At 67.9% G+C, this 19,350-nt stretch carries 16 protein-coding genes and 1 tRNA gene; 7 read left to right on the plus strand and 10 right to left on the minus strand.

Features of this window, described 5'->3' with window-relative positions; translation table 11 throughout:
- Nucleotide 1: 1 nt before the first annotated feature.
- Both MKK64_RS19960 and MKK64_RS28455 read left to right on the plus strand, forming a co-directional pair.
- Nucleotides 2–1,399 carry a tetratricopeptide repeat protein gene (locus MKK64_RS19960; protein WP_243936665.1) on the plus strand — a complete coding sequence of 466 codons (1,398 nt, stop codon included), beginning with the start codon at nt 2–4 and terminating at the stop codon, nt 1,397–1,399.
- A gap of 280 nt (nt 1,400–1,679) precedes the next feature.
- Nucleotides 1,680–1,796, plus strand: coding sequence for a hypothetical protein (locus tag MKK64_RS28455; RefSeq protein ID WP_409567983.1), 117 nt, complete (start codon nt 1,680–1,682; stop codon nt 1,794–1,796).
- A gap of 196 nt (nt 1,797–1,992) precedes the next feature.
- Here the strand turns inward: MKK64_RS28455 and MKK64_RS19965 are convergent, their stop codons facing one another.
- From MKK64_RS19965 to MKK64_RS20000, 8 genes are all read right to left on the minus strand, one after another.
- Nucleotides 1,993–4,323 carry a hypothetical protein gene (locus MKK64_RS19965; RefSeq protein ID WP_243936667.1) on the minus strand — a complete coding sequence of 777 codons (2,331 nt, stop codon included), beginning with the start codon at nt 4,321–4,323 and terminating at the stop codon, nt 1,993–1,995.
- A complete protein-coding gene (locus tag MKK64_RS19970) occupies nt 4,323–5,024 on the minus strand; it encodes a DNA methyltransferase (RefSeq protein WP_243936669.1) in 702 nt (233 codons plus the stop codon). The genes MKK64_RS19965 and MKK64_RS19970 overlap by 1 nt, the downstream gene beginning before the upstream one ends.
- A 75-nt stretch (nt 5,025–5,099) precedes the next feature.
- Nucleotides 5,100–6,308, minus strand: coding sequence for a site-specific DNA-methyltransferase (locus tag MKK64_RS19975; RefSeq protein WP_243936671.1), 1,209 nt, complete (start codon nt 6,306–6,308; stop codon nt 5,100–5,102).
- A gap of 555 nt (nt 6,309–6,863) precedes the next feature.
- Nucleotides 6,864–7,568: a hypothetical protein gene (locus tag MKK64_RS19980; protein ID WP_243936672.1), complete on the minus strand. Its 705-nt coding sequence runs from the start codon at nt 7,566–7,568 to the stop codon at nt 6,864–6,866.
- Between the two features lie 14 nt (nt 7,569–7,582).
- Nucleotides 7,583–8,020 (minus strand): hypothetical protein, encoded by a 438-nt coding sequence (locus MKK64_RS19985; protein ID WP_243936673.1) that lies wholly within the window; start codon nt 8,018–8,020, stop codon nt 7,583–7,585.
- Between the two features lie 28 nt (nt 8,021–8,048).
- On the minus strand, nt 8,049–8,855 hold the full coding sequence (locus MKK64_RS19990; protein ID WP_243936674.1) for a hypothetical protein: 807 nt from the start codon (nt 8,853–8,855) through the stop codon (nt 8,049–8,051).
- A 191-nt stretch (nt 8,856–9,046) separates the two neighbouring features.
- Nucleotides 9,047–10,126, minus strand: coding sequence for a hypothetical protein (locus tag MKK64_RS19995; protein ID WP_243936707.1), 1,080 nt, complete (start codon nt 10,124–10,126; stop codon nt 9,047–9,049).
- Nucleotides 10,123–11,373 (minus strand): MBL fold metallo-hydrolase, encoded by a 1,251-nt coding sequence (locus MKK64_RS20000; RefSeq protein ID WP_243936675.1) that lies wholly within the window; start codon nt 11,371–11,373, stop codon nt 10,123–10,125. The genes MKK64_RS19995 and MKK64_RS20000 overlap by 4 nt, the downstream gene beginning before the upstream one ends.
- A 106-nt stretch (nt 11,374–11,479) precedes the next feature.
- Between MKK64_RS20000 and MKK64_RS20005 the strand changes: the two genes are divergently transcribed.
- Nucleotides 11,480–11,737, plus strand: a complete 258-nt coding sequence (locus tag MKK64_RS20005; protein WP_243936676.1) for a helix-turn-helix domain-containing protein — start codon at nt 11,480–11,482, stop codon at nt 11,735–11,737.
- Between the two features lie 43 nt (nt 11,738–11,780).
- Here the strand turns inward: MKK64_RS20005 and MKK64_RS20010 are convergent, their stop codons facing one another.
- Nucleotides 11,781–13,565: a site-specific integrase gene (locus MKK64_RS20010; protein ID WP_243936677.1), complete on the minus strand. Its 1,785-nt coding sequence runs from the start codon at nt 13,563–13,565 to the stop codon at nt 11,781–11,783.
- A 116-nt stretch (nt 13,566–13,681) separates the two neighbouring features.
- Nucleotides 13,682–13,755, minus strand: a tRNA-Gln gene (locus MKK64_RS20015).
- 442 nt (nt 13,756–14,197) lie between these two features.
- Between MKK64_RS20015 and MKK64_RS20020 the strand changes: the two genes are divergently transcribed.
- From MKK64_RS20020 to MKK64_RS20035, 4 genes are all read left to right on the plus strand, one after another.
- Complete coding sequence (locus MKK64_RS20020) at nt 14,198–15,424, plus strand: ABC transporter substrate-binding protein (protein ID WP_147727533.1); 1,227 nt, start codon at nt 14,198–14,200, stop codon at nt 15,422–15,424.
- A 238-nt stretch (nt 15,425–15,662) separates the two neighbouring features.
- Nucleotides 15,663–16,535: a branched-chain amino acid ABC transporter permease gene (locus MKK64_RS20025; protein ID WP_147728683.1), complete on the plus strand. Its 873-nt coding sequence runs from the start codon at nt 15,663–15,665 to the stop codon at nt 16,533–16,535.
- A gap of 4 nt (nt 16,536–16,539) precedes the next feature.
- Nucleotides 16,540–18,612, plus strand: coding sequence for an ABC transporter permease subunit (locus tag MKK64_RS20030; RefSeq protein ID WP_147844276.1), 2,073 nt, complete (start codon nt 16,540–16,542; stop codon nt 18,610–18,612).
- Nucleotides 18,605–19,327, plus strand: coding sequence for an ABC transporter ATP-binding protein (locus tag MKK64_RS20035; protein WP_147728685.1), 723 nt, complete (start codon nt 18,605–18,607; stop codon nt 19,325–19,327). Before MKK64_RS20030 ends, MKK64_RS20035 begins: the two co-directional genes overlap by 8 nt.
- Nucleotides 19,328–19,350 lie beyond the last annotated feature (23 nt).

Here is a 19,350-nt window from a genome sequence, read left to right on the forward strand (position 1 = left end):
TTTGCCGGGCGAGAAGGTAGGAACGGTCGCGCGCGACGGGGGAGGGGAGCTAAGACGCAACCTTTCCTGGGCCGATCGGGCAGCGGGCGCGACGGTCGTCGCCTTGATCGTCGTGATCGCCGGCTATGTCTGGGGGGCAACGCCCGCGAGCGGCTCGATGGCGGCCGGCGCTGGCGTGCTAGGAGGGATTGCGTTAGCCAGCGCCCTACTCGGGGGGCTGGCCGGTTTCCTTTTCGGGATCCCCCGCCTACTGACCGGGGACGGGCAACTCGCGTCCCTCTCTACACGCCGCCCGGCCGACGCCGCAGGTCCTGCGGCCACTCCGCCGAACGCCGCCCCCGTCGCCGGCTTCAGGCCCCTCCAGGGCAATTCGAATCTGGAGGAAATCTCTGACTGGGTCACCAAGATTCTAGTTGGGCTCGGCCTTGTGCACGCTGGGCAGGTTGCCGACACGGCCAAGGGGGCTGCCGCCTACGTCGCGGAGAAGGCCCTATCGGGTTGCCCCGGCGCCGAGTTGGTCGTGCTGTCCGTGGGGCTGGCCGCCTTTCTACTTGGCTTCATATTCCTCTACCTCCAGGCGAGGACGCGCATCACGCTCACGCTCTTCATGACCGAAGGCATCCAGCGCGCCGGGCTGCCCGCTGAGACGGTCGCTGCGGCCAACGACGCCGGCATCGCCGCGGAGGCGCGAGCCTTGGGCTCTGCCGCTGGCGCTCGGATCGGAACACCGCTTGGGGCAGCGGCGCCAGTAGCGGATGATGCCGCGGTGCTAAGGTACGGCTTCGACGAGCTCGTCTCCGCGGACGAGTTTGCGGCCTGGGGGGCGGCGCAGGCCCGGGCACGGAACTACGAGGCGGCTGAGACCGCACTCCGACGGGCGAACGCCCTAGCGCCCGACGACGTCCGTATCCTGCGGCGCCTCGCGGAGGTCCGCATGTTGCGGGGCGACCTCCGGGGAGCGTCCGAAACCTTAGCCGAGGCGAGGGCTAAGGCGCCTGACGACCTGCGCGTCCGGCGCCAGGAACTTCTCCTCTCGCTATATCTGCCGGCGCCGGACGGCTTCACGCGCGCCCGCGTCCTCGCCGATGCCCTAGCGACCGATTCCCGCACCGATCAGGACGCGATGGTCCATCTCTGGCGGGCATGCGCCTATGGACAGATGCATCGTTGGTTCTCTGAGCATGGCGCCGGCGCAGAGGAAATGCGCGTGGCGCGAGACGTCGCCCTGTCGTCGGTCCAACGCGTCGTAATGTTGGCCCCGGATCCGGCGACCCCTATCCGGAACTTGCTGGGAACGTTGCTCGACCCGGATATTCCCGGCGATCCTGCGGACAACGATCTCCGCGACTTCGTCCAAGACCCGGAGTTCCAGTCCGCGATCCGACGCGTTCATCCCTGAGAGTTGGCGATCCGACAGAGCTGGATACCTCCGTCGGGAGTGGGTCACCTTCGATTATCTCGTCCTGCACTGGCTAGAGAGCGGCGGCTCGCCGAGGCGGGTAGGCGAGTCTCCGGGGCATCGTCTCGCGATCTTCGCCGGTTATAGACGCCAGACTAGCAAAAGACTCTAATCGAGCCGGACACGTCGCGCCGTCGGAAATCGGCTGAACGAGAACGTCGTCGAGAGAACCGCTCCGCCGGTCGCCACCTGCCTTGTTCGGAACGGGGCAGGTGGGCGTGTGGGTGGGCCGGAATTACGAAGTCCGACCAATGACTTATTCAGGCGCAGAGCCACGGCTTGTGACTATACGCGGATTTTTCGGGCGGATGGCCTGGTTTGGATTGTCGGCGAGTAGGCCGAAGAGGTTGACGGCCGCCGGTCGAACTTTGCTCCTGGGATCCGCCATAGGCAGAGGTTGTTTCTGCGCTCATTAGCAGACTCTATTTGTCTAGCGCTATACGGGTCTTGAGAGCACTCACGATTCAGTCCGGTCGAGCGTCGCCGTCGTTGATCGCTGGTACTTGTCTTTGCCGAGAGGGTCGAGCTCAGCGCTATATCGTAAGAGTTGCTTCGCAGGCGGCCCGCAGGTCGGGGCACAAGGTCGCGTTCAACCGCCCGTTCGCCCATCGCCACACAGTGTACCCAACTTTGCCCTGTTGACTAACCTGGCCGGCAGCCGAAATGCTCCAGGTCCCCTGCGAGACGAGACGCAGGACGACGCGCGGACGCTCGCCGGTCCCGTTGATGTCGAACAGCTTGCGGCGGACGTCCTCCGACAGCACGTGCTTGCCCTTGGTGTCGATGGCGACAACCGTCCGGTCTACCCAGACTAGGAAGTCCGGCCAGAACGTTGCCGTGGATCCTCGGTCCAGCATGGGGATAAAGTAGCCGGATCCCACCGAGTTGCGGCACCACACCCGCTGCGTCCGGTCGAGGGCACGGGCGAAGTCTAGTTCGAAGCTATTCAGGCCACTGTAGCGTGGGTGCAGCGCGTTGGCGAAGGGGACTGCGTCGCTGGGGTCGATTGTCACCGGCCCGACGGAGTACGGCGGGTCGTCCTCGTTCTGGAGAAGCCGGGCGTTGTCGATGTAGGCGTCGACGACCTCGGCAGCGACGCCCCGTACGTGGTCGGCCGCCGGGCTCGTGATCTCCACGGCAGCGTCGAACTTCGGCAGCTCGATGTCAACGAGGTTCACGGGACCGCCCGCACGCCTGAGGCCGCCGGGGAAGAGCCGCTGCAGCTCCCGCCGGAAGATGGATCGCGCCGAGACCCGGTTGCTGTGCTCGACCTCGATCCACTCGTAGGTGGCGGCGCCCCCGTGCCCGACCTCCTGCAGCACCTGCATCCTGGCTCCCTGCCCCACGGTGTTCGGGCCACCGGCCCGGAAGTCCATCATCCGATCCACGATCCGGCCGATCGCCGTCTGGGCGTTCCCGGAATAGATCGACGTCGTCGGCACGGCTCGCGGCCTCGACGGCGGTTCTCGGTCCCGGTCCGCTCGCCGGTTCTCCGGGCGAACCTTGAGTTCAATCGCGGGGTGCTCGGAGGTGAGCTGCGCTCGCACCTCGTCGAGGATGTCCTCGAACACGCCCCGCTCGTCCGCCCGGATGTAGAAATGGGCCGTGTTCAGGATAGGATCGGCGTGGTGCGTCGCCCCGGGCTGGCGCAGGACCCGGCCTATGACCTGGGTGATCTGGCGGGCGGACGCCATCTCTTTGTCGATATAGGCGAACCCGCAGTGTGGGTCGTCCCACCCCTCCTGGAGGCTCAGATTAAACACGATGTGCTCGAATCCCCCGGCGACGAAGCGGTCGTAGTCACGGTCAGCGCCGCCGAACAGGTTGAAGGACGGCGGCGGCGGGGTGTCCTTGGTGAAGGCCAATTGGCAGTAGACGGCGATCTTGGCCGGGTCGACGCCCGACGCGACGAGGTGGCGCCAGATCACGATCGGCCGCGCCTGCCGGTCCTCGAAAGGCCGCTTGGCGTCTTCTGAGATCGGGACGCCATCCACCGCGTTCGTCGTGCAGACGTAGATGGCCTTCGGCCGAAACGGCTCGTCGATCGCCGCCGCGGCATCGGTGGCATCGGCTATGTCGGCGAGCATCGCGGTGACCGCGGTCTCCATCGGCGTGACGTACCCGCCGAGGGAGATCCGACTCTTCACCAAGGCCGCCGCCACAACGTCGGAGCTGGACACGACGGTCTTGAAGTCGGCGTCCACCCACCCTTTGTCGGCGCGCAGCCTGGCGAGGATGCGTTCGAGGGCGTGCGGGACCGCGGGGGTCGCGCTGGCCGAGATGAGGGCGTCCGGGGCCAGTTCGAACAGGCGCTGGGTCTGGAGGTCCGAGAGGTTCTGGCCCTCATCATAGATCACGATCAGCGGCCGGCGGTCCCCCCGCGAGGAAGCCCTCCGCTTGAGCAGCGTCCACAACGATTCACTGGCCAGGTCGAGCTGGACCTGGAAGATGCGCCGATCCGCTTCCTGATCGTCCTGGCGTGCGAACTTGCCGACGGTGGCTACGAGCATCAACGGCGTATCGCCGTCCTCGATGTACTGTGGGGCGAGTTCAAGCAGTGGCTTGACCACGAAGCCTGGGACGTTCGAGGCGTACTTGCCAGCCGCCAAGTTGGCGTAGGTCTGCCAGACGACGACCCGTCCTTTCGAGAGCCATAGGACGATGGGCTGGCGGGGTAAACGCGCCTGCATCTGGGCCACAGCGTCGGCGAGGACCAAGGTCTTGCCGCTTCCGGTGATCGACACCAGCATCTGGAAGAACGGCACCGCCCGGGTCCGGTCGATCATCAGCGGATCTGCGACGTAGGCCGCGAACCTTTCGGCGATCCGGGTGGCGGCGGCCTCTTGGAACGGAAAGAGCTCCATCACGCGGCCTCCTCGCCGCCGTCGTTGTAACGGGCGTCTTCGTCGAGGCCGAGGTGCGCGAGGATCCGGTCCGGGATCTTCCAGAACCGGACGTTGTGGGTCTGGAACGTCTCGTAGCGGGCGTACACATGGAACGGCGGCTTGAGGCCGGCCTTGCGGGCCTCGGCCGACACGAGCTTGTAGCTGTCCAGGTCCAGCGAGCCCACGGGGCCGCCGTTGTTCCAGATCAAGAAGTAGCCCTCGCCGAGCTCGTCGCGACCGATAAGGTACTGGTAGCCCTCCTCGTCGAACCTTTGGAGGTTCGACGCGCCCCGGCGGTGGGTCTCCCAGTGCGAGGTGATGACGACGTCGATGAGCTCGTCGCGCTTCATCTCCATCACGGCGCGGGCGTCGATCGCCTTGGTGAGCAGGCGGTACTCAAAGCCGCCGGGGACCGGTGGGGCCCTGCGCCCCCCGGGCCTATGGCCGGTGACGACGTTGCTGAGCCGCTGCCACGTCAGCGTCCGGGCGTACTTGTCGCCGTTCTCCGGAGCCCCCTGCTCGACGAGGATGAACCGGCGCGCGCTGCCGGTCGCGTTGTTCAGGTCGAGTACGGCATGGCCGGTCGTGCCCGAGCCGGCGTAGGGATCGAGCACGAGGCCGTTTGGCGGACACCAGATCTGGATGAGCTTCCTGAAAAGCTTGAGCGGCTTAACCGTCACGAAGTTGTGGCCGGGACCGACCGCCTCGTCCAGCTCCTCCAGGCCCTCGCGGCTGCGGCCGGTCTCGGCGGCGCTCTAGGACGCCGCGCCGAGTTCGACAGGATCGGCCGGCCCGTCAGCCTCATCTTCCTCGTCGACCCAGAAGGTGGTTGGCACGACGCCGGCCTTAATTTCGGACAGGTATACCTTGGCCATCGGCTTGGCCGTGCCCTTCATGCCGAAGTAAAGCCTCGGCCAATTGCCCTGGTTCAGGCGGTCCATCGCGCGGGTGCGCGTCGCGGCCAGGACGAAATCGTTGGGCCCGTGGCCGAGCTCACCCGGGAGTGGGGCGCCCTTCAGAACCAGGGCTTTGGTCCGGCCATCCTTAAGGTCGCGCTCGACGTACTCGCCGCCCCATTCGGTGAGCCATGCCTTGATTCGCCCCTTCTCGAACGCCCAACAGCGGTTCTCGCCGGGATACTGTAGGCTGCCGTCGAACGGGGACTGGATCGCATAGAGCGCGGTGAGATGGCTGTCGGCGCCGGTCCCGGTAAGGTCGCCCTGCTTCCAGGCGCCCTTTGCGTCCGCGTCGCCGTTCTGGAAACGAGCGTTGTTTTTCTCGCTGCGCTCCAGCAGGCCGGTCGTCGAGAGCGGACGATCTTTGGCGTAGACGAGCACGTACTCGGTCGTCTGTGAGGCGTGCTTGGTGTTGTTTTTGACGGTGGTCTTTTGCCAGTTGATGATCGCCAGGCGGTTGTCCTCGCCGAAGACCTCGTCCATCAGCATGCCGAGATGGAAGAGCTCGTTGTCATCGATGCACACGGCGACCACGCCGGACGGCTTGAGCATGGCCTTCATCATCTGAAGGCGCGGCATCATCGCCTTGATCCACTTGGTATGGCGTGAGCCGTCCTCGCGCGTCACCACAGCACCTAGGTCGGGATCGTTCGGGTCCTTGTCCCACCTATCATTGTAGCGGAACGACTGCCCGGTGTTGTATGGCGGGTCCGTAAGGATCAGGTCCACCTGCCCGCGGTACTTGTACAGTGTCACCATCGCCTGCAGGTTCTCGCCCTCGACGAGGAGGTTGCGGGCCTGTTCCGCCGGGGGGCCCACATGCAGCCGCGGCTCTCGCCGCGTTACACGCGGGCGGACCCGTCGGGCGATCTCCATGGCGGTGCGCTTGCCGTGGAAGCTCAGCGCAACGCCGCTCGACATCAGCCCGCGCACGAGCTTGATCAGACCCTCGCGGTCGAGATCTTCGATCGCATCCGCGAGGGTCGGGTCGGACAAGGTGTCATTCATGTGAACCGATCAGAACAAAAAAAGAACATACTTTAAGAAGGTGTAATCTTCTAGGGCCTGCCGATGCTTTCCTTACCGTACCACCCTTGAATGATCCGTTCTCCGGGGCATCGTCCTGCCGGGCCTGAGCTGGAGGTCGCTGGCTGCGGTCAAGGCCGCGTGTCGGCAGAACGGTGCCGGCGAGGGGTGCCGAGTTTCAAAGACTTGGCGGGGCCGGAATCGGCGGGAAACCGGCGATAGTCCGGGTCGGGTGGTCTCGGTGCTGAGGTCAGCCGGGCATGGGGCTCCAGGGGGCCCAAGCCGTACAGGCGTGGTAGCAGGAGTGCTGGGGCAGAGGTGTGGGGCAGGGGCACTAATCTGCCTGTCGGTGGTACACCGGCGCCCACCGGCCAGGGTGCCGTAGGCGGCGGGAGTGGTCCTGTCGGTCCAGCTTGTCTACCGCCGGCTGGAGTGATTTTCGCGGTGATTTAGTGATCGCGACAGCCGCGATGCAGGCGTGGACCGCGTCGCCCTTCGCAGCGATGCCACGCCGCAGTGTGTCGGACGGTTGGGCTATCAGCGGCCGTCGCCGTTCGGAGCTTCCGTCTGCCGTTGCCGCCAGACCGGCACGTGGTTCGGGTCGAGCCGTGCGCGCCGCTCGGCCATGTACCGGCTGAACGAGGACATCGTCGACAGGACCGCGTCCCCGATCGCCAGCCGCAGCCGTCGCTGGCCGTTCTCCTCGATGTTGTCCGTCTCGCGCAGCAGGCCCTGCGCGCGGTTGAGGTCGATCGTGCCGCCTGCGATCAGCGCGCTGGCGTTCACGCTATTGTCGAGGTCGTCGGTGCAGCACCAGAGCCAGAGCAGGTGCTCCGCGCTCGCCAGTTGCGCCGGGATGCCGAACCATGGGCGGGTGATCGCCTCCCTCAGCAGTCGGGTCTCGGTCGCGCACGTGCAAGGGCGCAGCGTCAGGACGATGGGTCGCCGGCATTGGTGCGGGTCCATGTGCGCGGCGAACCGGGTCCGCGTCGCCCGCACGAGGTCTGCCGCGTGCCCGCCCCCGACCAGGTCGAGGTCCGCCACGATCTCGATGTCGCCGACGAAGCGGGCCTGCTCGTGCAGCGTCAGGGCGATGCGCCCAAGGACGGCGTAGACGTGCCCGGCCGCGTCGAGGCGCCCGACGATGTCGCGGAAGATCGCCGGCAGCATCCCCGGTGTCGGGTTGTCCGGGCCGGTGACGTCGACCAGCAGCGCCTCGATGTCGGCCGAGCTGCCGCCCATGGCGTATCCCCGGCTCAAGCCAGTATGCGGTAGTGCGCGTCCGAACGTACCGCGTGATGCAGGCCGGTCAGGCCGAACAGCCGGACGAGTTCGCTGATCGTCGCCGGCCGCTGCAGGCGCCGGTCGGCGTAGAGGGTGAACAGCGCCGGTCCGCGCATGTAGACCACCCGCCCGCGCGGGAACGCCTCGTACTCGTGAGTGGCGATGGTTGGCGGCAGACCGCGGCGGCGCAGGGCCGTAGCCCCGAGCCGACGCCACGCTTCCCAGACCTCGTGGTGCCCGCGCGGGTGGGTGAGACAGTCGCCGTAGGTTTCCGCCTGCGCCAGCGTCGTACGGTCCGTGACCAGCACCGTGCGTCCGCCGTTCTGCACGCCCCAGAAGATGCCGACGCTCGGCTCGGTCGCTGTCTGGCCGTCACGGCGCTCCGATCCGTACTCGACGTCGGGTCGCATGGCGTCGCCTTCTCCAGAGCGTGGGTCGTCAGCGGGCGGGCGACCGGATCTCGTCCGCGCCGCAGGTGTCGCGGCAGACCGTCTTCAGCACGGTGAGGTCGTCCGGCTTCACGACGTAGTCGACCGTCGCGCCGTCCGCGCGCTGCCAGCGGCCGACGCAGTAGTCGGCGTAGCAGGCGCGGATCTCCGGGTAGCGCTTGCAGAAAGCGTGGGTGCAGGTCTCGCTGGCGACGCGGGGGACCGGCTTCGCCTTCGCGCCCAGCAGCTCAGTGCGGCGCTCGGCGTAGTTCGCGGGGTAGGCTTGACCGGCGTAGAACTCGCCCTCTCGTAGAGGCGGCAGCTCGTAGGAGGGCGTGAGGGCGCCGTCCGGGCCCGAGGGGTAGACGGTGCGGGTCGGTATGTCGCTGTCCTTGCAGCGGATCAGGTCCAGCGTCTCCGGCTTGCGGTCGACGAAGCTGTTCGTAAGGGCCATGCGACCCGCGCCGGTACGGAGCAGCGAGATGTCGGTGCGGAAGTTGAACGGCGACTCCTGCCCGAACTGGCAGACCAGGTCCATGTTGGACCCTTGCGCGTAATGCTTCTGTCGGACGATGCGGCATTCGGTGTCGCCGGCACGGTTATCCGTGATGAAGCCCTGCTTGGCATCGATCGTGATGCGCTGGTGCAGGAAGCTCAGGTTGCGGCACTCCTCCGTGCTGGCTGCCCAGGTGCCGTTGTAGGCGGGCAGCGTCGGGAGGCGAACCTCACCCTGTGGTAGGGGCTCGCGGGCCTGGGTGGCTGTGGCGGCGGCGAGGGTGAGAGCAGCGCAGAGGCCCGCACAGACGAGGATGGTCATCGGCGGTCTTGGGGTTGGACGCTCACCCCGCTGGATATCAGCAGGGGAGCGAACCGCGGCGGATGGGATGGACATGACGAAGGGGTCTCGCGGACGCTCCGGCGGAGCCGAGGATAGGTATTCCCGCTGCCCACCCCGCGAATTTACCGCCGGCCGCAGATTCCTGCTGCGGCCGGCGGTCGCACCCTGGGTCAGGCCTTCTCGGATGGCAGATCCTTCGGGCGCCGGAAGGCGGCCGTGTCTTTGCCCGGACGGCCGACTGCGTAGACCCTCAGGTTGTGCTGGCTTCTCAGGCTCTCGGTGATTGTCGCGACCATGCCGTCTCTCTGGTCAGCGTCGAAGCCGAACAGGACGAGGCGCGGCTCGGGGTCGACCCGCAGCCGGCGTGGGCCGGAGGCCACCTCGGCCACGAGCTGATCGCGCTGCGGCAGCGCTCCCACGTCGAGACCGCGGGCGAGCCGCACCGTGCGGCGCAAGGTGTCGAGACGGACGAGGTCACGGCACAGGGCGGGGTAGCTCGCGGCGAGGCGCTCGGCCTCATGTTTCAGCGTGGCACGGTAGCGTTCGACCTGCCCGACGATGGCTGGGATCGATTTCGAGCGCAGGGCAGGATTTGTCGCGAGCTTGGCCTCATGGAAGACGAGCCACGCCTCGTCGGCCACGCCCCGCTCCTCCAGGCTCGCCACGTCGAGCCGATCCTGCTTCGTCGAGGAGGGTACCGCATTCACGTCAGGGGAGTGGAACGCAGCATCTACCTCAGCCTGCGTTCCATCAGGCTCGGCTGCCGTCTCGAGGGGTGCCCCGGTGAGTGAGACCTCAACGTCGACGACGTGCGGGCTGGCCTGCACCAGCGTGTGCACACCGGTCTTCTCCAGACCGGCGAGCGGCGTTGCGGCTCGCTTCATCTCGGCCAGCGTCGCCGGGCCTTCATAGCGGGTCCAGACCGCAGCAGCCGGATCGAGACTGAAGCCGGCATCCGCGGCGAGGCGGGTCATGGCCTGGCGCTGGCGCACCAAGTACTTCACGTGCGTCTCAGCCGCGACGCCCTCGCTCGCTGGGGTGATCCGGAAGAGCGAGGCGCCGCGGTAGTAGACGTTGAGCGACCGGTTCCGGACCGCCAGCAGCAGATCCGGGTCGGCGAGCAGGTCGGCCCACCACGCTCCGTTCGGTGCGTCGACCAGAGCTTCGAGGGCGGCGAGGAAGGGCTCGCCCAGGCTTCGATAGGGAACGGTTGCCGTACCACTCCCGGGGGCGGTCTCCACGCTACTCATGCCGCCGTCTCCCACCATTGTCCGTCCTCTCTGATTGTGACGCATGATCCGAACAGCGCCGGGAAGCGCTCGGGTTCGAAGGTGTGGACCGGAACGAGCTGCCGCGGCGCGATCGCCCCTGCCAGGCGCTTCAGATCCGGGATGCTGGCGTGGCCCGAAGTGTGGGCGTGGATAAGCGGAATGGCGCGGGCAGCCAGATCGGTGACGAGCGCCTGGCCTCGGGGCTGGTCGAGGTAGCCGGCCCACTGCGACCAGATTGCCCGTGCACCCGCGAGGCACCCGGCTCGGTCGAGGTCGGGCAGCAGCGAGTGCCGGAACAGCAGGGCGGCCCGCGAGGCGAGCGTCGCGAGCTGCTCTGGGTAGATGCGGTTGGCCCCGTGGCGCTCGATCAGGTCGAAGCGGCCGGTGCGCTTGATCCGCACGCGCTGGTGCTGGGGCACGAACACTGCCACGCCGGGCCAGTCGGATTGCGGGATGCGTGAGTTGCCGGTCGCGGCCAGCATCTCGGCGGCATAGAGGTCGAGCACCAGCGTGCGGCCGGTGCGCTTGCAGGCGCGGTAGAGGGAGACGACGCGGTTGATGTTTTGGGCCGAGGCCGCCACCAGCGCCATGCCTTCGGTGTCGCCGGACAGGCTGACGAAGCGGGCCTCGATGCCCGTCTCGGTCGAGAACGTGCGGTCGTCCTCGAGGCGGCCGAGGCTCGATCCCTCCAGCAGCAGGGTGTCGATCCCGCGCGGCGGATCGCGCACGAGGCGCTCGAACAGCGCGCCCTTGCGGCCGTGGGCCCGCAGGTCGCCGGAGTACAGCAGCCGTTGCCCGGCGGCCTCCACCAAGAGGGCGTAGGCGTCGTAGGCCGAGTGATCGACGAGGATCGGCGTGACCGTGAACGGGCCGAAGCGGAGCGCCTGCCCGTCGGTGAAGGTGACGGTGTTCGTAGGGACATAGCTGTCCGGGACGAAGGCTGCGGCCGCCTGCAGGATGCGCAGGGTGGCCGCGCCCATCGCCACGGGAAGATCCGGTCCGGCGAGGTGGCTGAGCCCAACATGATCGCGGTGGCCATGGCTGAGTACGAGCGCGAACAGGTCGCCGCTGCCGGTAAGTCCCTCGACCGCCGGATGGCGGCTCGTGTCGCTGTGGTCCCCGTCCAACGGCAATCCGAGGTCGAGTAGCAGCCGGCCCCCATCGTGCTCCAGCTCGACGCAGGTGCCGCCGATCTCGCGCGTGCCGCGATGGATGCACACCTGCATCGTGACTCTGTGCCTCTTACGGTCCTCCGCCGCGGAGCGAGCTTAGCCGTACCATGTGGCTATAGCCAGTGGTTAGATAGCCCGCGCTGACCGCTGATCCTGGCTCATGAAGGGTCGAGCATTGGTGGCGTGGAACCTGCGGCGGGTACGCGTGGCGCAGGGCCTGAGCCAGGAGCGGTTGGCGGCGGACGCGGGCGTGGACCGGGCGTATCTCGGCGGGCTGGAGCGGCAGGCGGAGAACCCGACGGTCGACCTGCTCGATAAGGTCGCCGAGGCGCTGGCGGTGCCGCTGGGTGAGCTGTTCGTAGCCCCCGCCGAAGGGGCGACGCCGCCCGCGCCACTCCCGGGTGGGCGTCGTCGTTGATTGCTCCCCTTATCGGGTAAGGCTGGGTGCCCCGCTGATTGGCTCAGTCGAGCACGCAGGTGCTGAGTGGGGAGAGATCCACATCGATCTGGATCGTCTCGATCGCTGCCTTCAGCTGCGCGAGCGTCGAACGCTTGGTGTACCGGGCCGTCTCGCCCGGGGTGGTGTGGCCTGTGACGTGATCGATCACGGCCGTGGCCACACCGGACTGATGCATCAGCGTCGTCGCGGTGTGCCGGAAGGAGTGGAAGTTCAGCCCCGGGCGGTAGAGGCTGACGTCCCGACGATAGCGCGTGAACCACTTGGTAAAGGCGTGACCGAGACGGTCGTCCGCTCCGCCGGGGCGGAATGCGGGAAACACGCGGGTCTGGCGGCTGCGGCGTAGTCGCTCGACGTGCTCCAAGAACCCCAGCTTTATCAGGTCCGAGTGTACAGGCACGCGCCGGATCGCTGTACCGTTCTTGAGTTTGCGCGGTGGTCGATCGTTGATATCGAAGTACCAGATTTCGTTTTCCTGCCGAACATCCTCGATCTGCAGCTGACAGATCTCCTCCTGGCGCAGGCCGGAGAAGACAGCGATCAGCGGCAGCCAGAAACGTTCATCGCGGAGGACGAGCGTGCCGGGCGTGCTGCGCTGCGTCGCCGATCGGCAGCCGGTCCAGACCGGCGTGGCGAACAGGCGTGCGAGGTCGGCCTGCTCCCACATGTCCCGCTGCTCGCTTGGCTTGCGGGTGGCGGCGAAGCGATGGCCGGAGAAGATGTTCTCACTCGCGTCACCCTCCGCCACCGCTGCCGTCCAGAGGGTCGACAGGGCCGAGAAGTGGCGTTTGACGGTCTTCTGAGAGATGATCCCAGTGCGAGTTCCCTCCGGCAGGGCCGTGTAGGCGCTCAGGATCGCCTCGACGCTGAGGCCACGGTAGCGCGGGTGCTTTCCGTAGTCGCTGGGCAAGCGCTCGACGCGCTCGCGGAAACGTCCCGCGTCCTTGCGTGTGTAGGCTTCGAGGGGCTTGTCGCCGCACACATCGACGAACAGTCGATAGGTGGCGCCGGCCTGCGCCGCGGTCTGTTTATCCCAGCGCTTCGTCTGGACTTGTTGATCGCGGAAGGCTTTGCCGCGTTCCTCGAACGGAATATTGGGCGCGGGAGCAAGCTCGTCCTTTTCGGGTGGTGGTGATGCCGCCGGAGGAGCAGTTGCGGTCGCGGCCATCGGCGCTGACGCGGGCGTTGGCCAAACCTTCGCGGGCGGCTCGGCGAGCGTCGCCTTCAGGAGTTTGTCGCGCGGCTCGTAGTTGAAGTCGCCCTCATAGCGGGCCTTCAGAGCCTCGGAGAGGTCGATGCCAGCGCGAAGCATCGCCTGCTTGGCTTTCGCTGCGTCCGCCGGAGCCAGGTCTCGGATGGCGATCCCTTGACGCTTCAACATCATCTCGGCGACGAAGGCCGCCTCGTCGAGGCGATTGGCGGCGAGCGCCTCGCGGCCCTTGGCAGCCATCGTCGCGTACTGCGTCACTCGAGCCTCGCGCACGCCCTTCGGTAGCGATCCGCGGCGAAGCCGGCCTGCGTTCTCGTCCACTAGGATGGTGTCGTAGAAGTCCCGGACGAGATGGGCGATCTGGTCGTCAGTGAGCATTGGAGCGGCACGCAAGGTCGAGAACAGCTGTTCTGCCGCCACGTATAGCTGACAGGCTCCGAGCTTGGCAGCACGGACCTCACCCGTGCCGAGGCTGCGCACGAGCTCGTGCCGGCCGAGGCGCCGTCGCAGGTCGGCTGGAACACGACGTCGGAAGTGGAAGGTGCGACCGCGCTGGACGACGTTGGTGACCGAACCCAAACCGCGCTCCCGCCATCCGCACGGACGGCCTGTGTAGCAGCGGTGTGTAGCAAAGCGCTCAGACCGCAGGGCGGATCAGGAAAAAGATCAATGCCTGCAGTGGCTTAGGTCTTAAGTGGCTGGGGGACCTGGATTCGAACCAGGACCAGAGGAGTCAGAGTCCACCGTTCTACCGTTAAACTATCCCCCACCGAAGGGACGGGTACCGCTCGCGATCCGGGCACGGCTGGAAGCCGGCGACCGCTCGGAAGGGGTCCGTCGTTCGGGAGCGCTTCCGTTAAGGGGAAAGCGCGGATCGGTCAACAGGCTTTGCCCGCGCCGGCGCATTTCCGGGCCGGCCCGGTGCTTCCGGAACGCCCGGGCGCATCGGCCGGAGCATGGTCCCCGCGGAGGCCGCGACGGACGCCGCCTGGCCGACCCTCGCCGCGGCGGCCCGAGGTTCGCGCCGTAAAACCCACAACCCTTTGGATTTGTAGGCCGGACCTCGCGTCCTGCGTTGCGTTCGCGTGCACGTTCGACAATATTCCAGCGCCCGGGCAGGGGTCCGAGACTTCGGGCCGCAGAACCCGCGACGGTGCCTCAAGGCACCGCGACACAAAAAATGCCCGGATCGGGACACGGAGGAAACAGCCATGACACTGACGACGCGCGCGTTCGTCGGCGCCCTGCTCGGCGCGACGGCACTGGCCACGCTCGGCGCCCTGCCGTCCCAGGCCGCGGACCCGATCAAGATCGGCGTCACCGGCCCCTATACCGGCGGCTCCTCCGCCATGGGGGTGTCGATGCGCGATGGCGCACGGCTGGCGGCCGCCGAGATCAACAAGGCCGGCGGCGTGCTCGGGCGTCAGATCCAGCTCGTCGAGCGCGACGACGAGGCCAAGAACGAGGTCGGCGCCCAGGTGGCGCAGGAGCTCATCAGCAAGGAGAAGGTCGTCGCCACGCTGGGCTTCATCAACACCGGCGTGGCATTGGCCGCGCAGCGCTTCTACCAGGAAGCCGAGATCCCGGTGTTCAACAACGTCGCCACCGGCACCGTCATCACCAACCAGTTCAAGGCGCCGGACTACGACAGCAACTACGTCTTCCGGAACTCGGCCTACGACGTGCTGCAGGCCGGCATGATGGTCGACGAGGCCGTCGCGCAGGGCCACAAGAAGATCGCCATCCTCGCCGACTCGACCAATTACGGCCAGCTCGGCCGCGAGGACATCGAGAAGTACCTCGGCACCAAGGGCGTGAAGCCGGTGGTGGTCGAGAAGTTCAACATCAAGGACGTCGACATGACGGCCCAGCTGCTGAAGGCCCAGCAGGCCGGCGCCGACGTGATCCTGGCCTACGGCATCGGGCCGGAGCTGGCGCAGATCGCCAACGGCATGGCCAAGCTCGGCTGGAAGGTGCCGATGATCACCTCGTGGCCGGCCTCGATGCAGAGCTTCATCGACATCGCCGGCGCCAACGGCAACGGCGTGGTGATGCCGCAGACCTTCATCGAGGACAAGACGCTGCCGAAGCGCAAGGCCTTCCTGGAGGACTACTACAAGACCTACGGCGTGACCAAGATCCCGACCCCGGTCGCCGGCGCGCAGGGCTACGACTCGGTGTTCCTGATCGCCGCCGCGATCAAGCAGGCCGGCTCGACCGACGGGCCGAAGATCCGCGAGGCGCTCGAGAACCTCAAGGAGAAGGTCGAGGGCGTGGTGACGACCTACGACAAGCCGTTCACCGCCGCCGACCACAACGCGATCTCGCGCAACATGGTCGTGTTCGGGAAGGTGCAGGACGGCAAGATCGTCTACGCCAAGGACACGGACGCCAAGAACGCCGGCGTGGTGCGCGTCAAGGAAAAGACCTCCAACTGACGATTTTCGTCGGTCGGGCGGGATGATCCACCGCCGCCGGAACGCTTATCGAGCGTCCGGCGGCGCGCGAGGTCCCGCAACCGCCCGCGTGCCGGGGCGGCACGGCCGGCCCGACGCCGTCCGGTCGCCCGTCGCGCGGCCCGATCCCGAGCGGGACGGGAGCCCGCGCCTCGACGGATCGGGTCGGGACCGGACGTCATGAACGACCAAACCCTCACGCACGGGCGCCGGTGACACGATGACCATCTTCCTGCAGCTCGTCGCGTCCGGCGTCGCGGTCGGCATGATCTACGCCGCCATCGCCTTCGGCTACCAGCTCACCTTCGCCACCTCGAAGACGCTGAACTTCGGGCAGGGCGAGGCGCTGGCGCTGGGCGCCCTGTTCGGCCTGACGCTGGCGCCGTTCACCGGCTACTGGCTGATGATCCCGCTGGTGCTGGTCTTCGGCTTCGCGCTGGGCGCCGTGGTCGAGCGCCTCGGCGTGCGCCCGGCGGTGAAGATCAAGTCCGAGTACGGGTGGATCATGGCCACCATCGCGCTCGGGATCATCTTTCGCAATCTCGCCGAGAACATCTGGGGCCGCGACGACCTCAAGTTCCCGTCGCCGCTGCCCGAGGAGGCGCTGCAGCTCGGCGGCATCCGCATGCTGCCGATGGAGCTGCTGATCATCGCCGGGGCGTTGCTGATGATGCTCGCGGTCGAGATCTTCAATCGCAAGTCGATCTGGGGCAAGGCGGTGATCGCCACCTCGAACGACATCGATGCCGCCGGCCTGATGGGCATCAACACCAAGCGCGTCATCACCCTGTCCTACTCGATCAGCGCGATGACGGCGGCGTTCGCCGGCGTGCTCGTCGCCCCGGTCACGCTGACGGGCGCCACGATGGGCGCGGTGCTGGCGCTGAAGGCCTTCGCGGTGGCGATCATCGGCGGCCTCGAATCCGGCCTCGGCGTCATCGTCGGCGGGCTGATCCTCGGCATCGCCGAGACGCTGACCGGCTTCTACATCTCCACCGGCTACAAGGACGTGCCGGGCCTGATCCTGCTCCTCGTCGTGCTGTCGATCCGCCCCGTGGGGCTGTTCGGCAAGGCCGTGATCAAGAAAGTCTGAGCCGATGGCGCACTCCACCTTCGCGCCGGCCGCCGCCCCGGCGCCCTCGGCCTCCGCCGGTCTCGGCCGGCATATCGGCGCGGCGGGCGCGGTGCTGCTCGTGGTGTTCCTCGCCGCCTTCCCGCACGTGGTCACCAGCAGCTACTACATCCACCTGCTGCTGGTGATCGCGATCTACGCGATCCTGATCCTCGGGCTCGACATCGTCGTCGGCTATACCGGCCAGGTCAGCCTCGGCCATGCCGGGCTGTTCGGCGTCGGCGCCTACGCGGCGGCCGTGCTGTTCCTGCACTTCAAGCTCGGGATCTGGTGGGGCCTGCTCGCCGGGATCGGCGTCACCTCCGCCTTCGGCCTGCTGCTCGCGGTGCCGGCGCTGCGGGTCACCGGCCCGTACCTCGCGATGGTGACGCTGGCCTTCGGCACCATCGTGCAGATCTTCATCAACGAGCTGACGCCGATCACCAACGGGCCGCTCGGCATCACCCTGCCGCCGGCCCGCGTCATCGACTTCGCGACGCTCGGGATCACGCCGCCCTGGGGCGCGGCGGGGCGCAAGCTCGAGTTCTACTACCTCGTCTGCGCCTGCCTCCTGCTGACGATCGTGGTGGTGAACCGCATCGTGCGCTCGCCGTTCGGGCGCGCCTTCGAGGCGCTGCGCGACTCGCCGATCGCCTGCGACTGCATGGGCGTCAGCGTCTACCGCTACAAGGTCTACGCCTTCGTGGTCTCAGCGGCGCTGGCGGGGCTCGCGGGCGCGCTGTTCGCCTGGTCGGAGCGCTACGTCGCCCCGAATTCCTACGGCTTCGAGCTCACCGTGCTGTTCCTGCTCGCGGTGACGATGGGCGGCCGGAAATCGCGGGCCGGCCCGCTGATCGGCTCGGCGATCATCGTGATGATGCCCAACATCCTGGCCGACATCGACCTCGTGCGGATCATGGCCGGCCTCATCGCCGCCGTGGCGCTCGTCGTCGGCATCCAGGCCTTCCTGCGCCGGCGCGAGAACCGCTTCGCGATCCTCGTGCCGGTGGTGCTCTGCATCCTGTTCCTGCCCGCGACGCTGGCGCTGCAATCGGTCACCGACTTCCGGCTCAGCGTGTTCGGCCTGCTGATCCTGTTCGTGGTCTACTACCTGCCCGACGGCATCGTCGGCTTCCTGCGCGAGAAGATCCCGGCGCTCCGCCCGGCCCACACGGCGGAGGGCAAGGCGCTCTCGGCCGACGGCGACGCGCTGATCGCGCAGCGCGGCAAGGCCGCCGGCACCGAGCCGCTGCTGCAGGTCGAGCAGGCGCTGATGCAGTTCGGCGGCCTGAAGGCGCTGGCCGGCGTCGACCTGTCGGTGAGGCCCGGCACGATCCACGGGCTCATCGGCCCGAACGGCTCGGGCAAGAGCACGATGATGAACGTGCTCACCGGCATCTACAAACCCACCGCCGGCGCGGTGACGCTGGCCGCGGCCGGCAGCGCGCCGAAGCGCCTCGACGGGCGCACGCCCTCCGAGATCGCGCTCGCCGGTGTCGCCCGCACCTTCCAGAACGTGCAGCTCTTCCGCGAGATGACGGCCCTGGAGAACGTGCTCGTCGGCCTGCACCACGCCTTCCACGGCACCATCGTCGACGCGATCCTCGGCACGCCGCGGCGGCGCCGCGAGGAGCGCGAGGCCCGCGCCCGGGCGATGGCGATCCTCGACTTCATGGGCCTGTCGAGCCTCGCCCAGGTGGAGGCCCGCAACCTGCCCTACGGCAAGCAGCGCCTCCTGGAGATCGGCCGCGCGCTGGCGCTCGACCCCGTGCTGCTGCTGCTGGACGAGCCGGCCGCCGGCCTGACCGCGCCCGACATCGCGGACCTGACCGCGATCATCCGCAAGATCCGCGACGCGGGCATCACCGTGATCCTGATCGAGCACCACATGGACGTGGTGATGGGGCTGTGCGACCGGGTCAGCGTGCTCGATTTCGGGCACAAGATCGCCGAGGGCGGGGCCCGCGAGGTGCAGGCCGACCCGAAGGTGATCGAGGCCTATCTCGGCGCCCCCGACGACATGGGCGGCTCGGCCGCTCCGGAGCCAGCCCATGCTTGAGGTCGCCAACCTGTCGGCCGGGTACGGCCAGATCGAGGTCCTGCACGGGCTCTCGTTCCAGGTGCCGAAGGGCAAGGTCGTGACGCTGATCGGCTCCAACGGGGCCGGCAAGACCACGACGATGCGGGCCCTCTCGGGGATGATCCAGCCGCGCGCCGGCTCGATCCGGCTCGCCGGGCGTGAGATCTCGGGGCTCGACAGCCACGACGTGGCCCGCGCCGGCCTCGCCCACTCGCCGGAGGGGCGGCGGGTGTTCCCGACCCTGTCGGTGGAGGACAACCTGACGCTCGGCGCCTTCCCGCGGCTGACCGGCTCGCGCCCCAAGGGCGACGTTTCCGCCGACCGCGAGCGCGCCTACGCGCTGTTCCCGCGCCTCAAGGAGCGCCGGCTGCAGCTCGCCGGCACGCTCTCGGGCGGCGAGCAGCAGATGCTCGCCATGGGCCGCGCCCTGATGCTGCGCCCCGACATCCTGCTGCTGGACGAGCCGTCGATGGGGCTGGCGCCGAAGCTCGTCGAGGAGGTGTTCCGCATCATCCGCCAGCTCAAGGAGGAGCAGGTGACGATGCTGCTCGTCGAGCAGTTCGCCATGGCGGCGCTCGGGGTGGCCGACTACGCCTACGTCCTCGAGAACGGCCGCATCCGCTTCCAGGGGCCGGCGGCCCGGCTCAAGAGCGATCCGGCGGTGCGCGCGGCCTATCTCGGCGGCGACCACTGACCGCGGGTCTTCGCGGCGCCGCT

It is taken from the genome of Methylobacterium sp. E-025 (assembly GCF_022829705.1).
Classification (GTDB): Bacteria; Pseudomonadota; Alphaproteobacteria; order Rhizobiales; family Beijerinckiaceae; genus Methylobacterium.

Bases quoted from the DNA above. Each gene is read 5' to 3' on its own strand.
- MKK64_RS19965 (WP_243936667.1), bottom strand. From the start codon at position 4,323: ATGGAGCTCTTTCCGTTCCAAGAGGCCGCCGCCACCCGGATCGCCGAA.
- MKK64_RS19975 (WP_243936671.1), bottom strand. From the start codon at position 6,308: ATGAATGACACCTTGTCCGACCCGACCCTCGCGGATGCGATCGAAGAT.
- MKK64_RS19980 (WP_243936672.1), bottom strand. From the start codon at position 7,568: ATGGGCGGCAGCTCGGCCGACATCGAGGCGCTGCTGGTCGACGTCACC.
- MKK64_RS19985 (WP_243936673.1), bottom strand. From the start codon at position 8,020: ATGCGACCCGACGTCGAGTACGGATCGGAGCGCCGTGACGGCCAGACA.
- MKK64_RS19990 (WP_243936674.1), bottom strand. From the start codon at position 8,855: ATGACCATCCTCGTCTGTGCGGGCCTCTGCGCTGCTCTCACCCTCGCC.
- MKK64_RS19995 (WP_243936707.1), bottom strand. From the start codon at position 10,126: ATGAGTAGCGTGGAGACCGCCCCCGGGAGTGGTACGGCAACCGTTCCC.
- MKK64_RS20000 (WP_243936675.1), bottom strand. From the start codon at position 11,373: ATGCAGGTGTGCATCCATCGCGGCACGCGCGAGATCGGCGGCACCTGC.
- MKK64_RS20005 (WP_243936676.1), top strand. From the start codon at position 11,480: ATGAAGGGTCGAGCATTGGTGGCGTGGAACCTGCGGCGGGTACGCGTG.
- MKK64_RS20020 (WP_147727533.1), top strand. From the start codon at position 14,198: ATGACACTGACGACGCGCGCGTTCGTCGGCGCCCTGCTCGGCGCGACG.
- MKK64_RS20025 (WP_147728683.1), top strand. From the start codon at position 15,663: ATGACCATCTTCCTGCAGCTCGTCGCGTCCGGCGTCGCGGTCGGCATG.
- MKK64_RS20030 (WP_147844276.1), top strand. From the start codon at position 16,540: ATGGCGCACTCCACCTTCGCGCCGGCCGCCGCCCCGGCGCCCTCGGCC.
- MKK64_RS20035 (WP_147728685.1), top strand. From the start codon at position 18,605: ATGCTTGAGGTCGCCAACCTGTCGGCCGGGTACGGCCAGATCGAGGTC.